This is a genomic window from Ruminococcus sp. AM42-11 (assembly GCF_003480145.1).
Lineage (GTDB): Bacteria > Bacillota > Clostridia > Lachnospirales > Lachnospiraceae > Blautia_A > Blautia_A faecis.
The window spans coordinates 1-1,259 of record NZ_QUIO01000096.1 but is presented as its reverse complement, the minus strand read 5'-3'; the positions used below and the strand labels follow the sequence as shown (position 1 = coordinate 1,259).

Below are 1,259 nucleotides of genomic sequence, written 5' to 3'. Positions count from 1 at the left end.
CAATGATTTCATTAAGGATATGACCATCATAAGCAAAAAAGTACAGAGACGTATAACTGTATAATATACTTCTCTGCACTTTTTAGCTTATGAGATATATTTATTTTTCCTTATTTTCTGGTGGAACGTACTCCAACAGATCCTCGATCTTACAATTCAATGCACAGCACAACCTGGCTAAAACAGCGGTATCCAGCCGTGTTACCGTTCCTTTACAAAACTGGTTGAGTTGGGTCCTTTGCATTTCGGCGCGGTGAGCCAATTTGTTCTTACTGATGTTTTGCTTTTCTATCATTTCATCCAATTTAATCCGGATAGTTCCATAATTACGATCTTCCATATACCATTACCCTCAACTACAATATTATTCAGGATTGTAAGTATAGGATAACTAATATATAATTGAATTATAAGTTGTAGAATCTCTACTGTAATTACTTGCACACACTTATTCCAATGGGAGGAAATTTTGATTATGGAAAAAAGTTTATTCAACGAATTGACCTTGGAGCAAAAACAAAAATTACTGACATTGCCGGCAGAATTGAAACATTTCACTCAGACTCAATGGGCTGCAATATACGGGATCGTACCTATGACACAAGAACTTTTTGATAGTATTCAGTTGGAACGTTTGAAAGTAGGAGAGGAACTGGAATCTGCTGCCCTGGATACATTTCTGAAATACTCTGAGTTTGCCCTTAATTACAGCAGTCGGCTCGAAAGTGACTTAATCACTTCAAATACTATCTCTTCTGACGATGCAGAAGAAAATTTTAAGCAATTATATGAAAAAATGCGGCATTCTATATATGCGAAATTTCAATATGATATAGGCGCATAAGCTAAGAGAAATCAGGAATTTAAAAATTCTGACCTTCTTGTAAACATTTTGTCACATACGACATTATCTTATATAAAAAGACAGAGAACCCTCTAATATAATTACGTTTTGCCATATACCTAGATAATAAGAGAGTTCCCCGAATAATATTTTATCTATATTATTACTCATTCAGCTCTTCAAAGAAATCATTAAACTCACATTCAAAGATTTCCTTCATGGCCACCAGTTCGCTTACTTTAATATTCATCCGATTTGTTTCCAGCTTCGCATAGGTACTTTTGGAGATCTGGATCCCCATGAGATTCATTTTGGCAATCACTTGATCCTGTGTAAGCTTTCGGCTATACCGTATTTTCTGTATGTTCCCGCCAATGTTCATATCCGGTCTGAGTTTCTGCATGATATTCCCTAC

The 1,259-nt window shown here is 35.5% G+C and carries 3 protein-coding genes; 1 reads left to right on the top strand and 2 read right to left on the bottom strand.

The window, feature by feature from the left end; all coding sequences use genetic code 11:
• Positions 1-100: 100 nt before the first annotated feature.
• Positions 101-340, bottom strand: coding sequence for a helix-turn-helix transcriptional regulator (locus tag DW904_RS22520; protein ID WP_117854310.1), 240 nt, complete (start codon positions 338-340; stop codon positions 101-103).
• Between the two features lie 135 nt (positions 341-475).
• On the opposite strand from DW904_RS22520, the gene DW904_RS22515 reads away from it, so the two are divergent.
• Positions 476-844 carry a hypothetical protein gene (locus DW904_RS22515; RefSeq protein ID WP_118584334.1) on the top strand — a complete coding sequence of 123 codons (369 nt, stop codon included), beginning with the start codon at positions 476-478 and terminating at the stop codon, positions 842-844.
• 163 nt (positions 845-1,007) lie between these two features.
• Here the strand turns inward: DW904_RS22515 and DW904_RS22510 are convergent.
• On the bottom strand, positions 1,008-1,259 hold a 252-nt coding region (locus DW904_RS22510), incomplete at its 5' end, for a helix-turn-helix transcriptional regulator (RefSeq protein WP_347562231.1).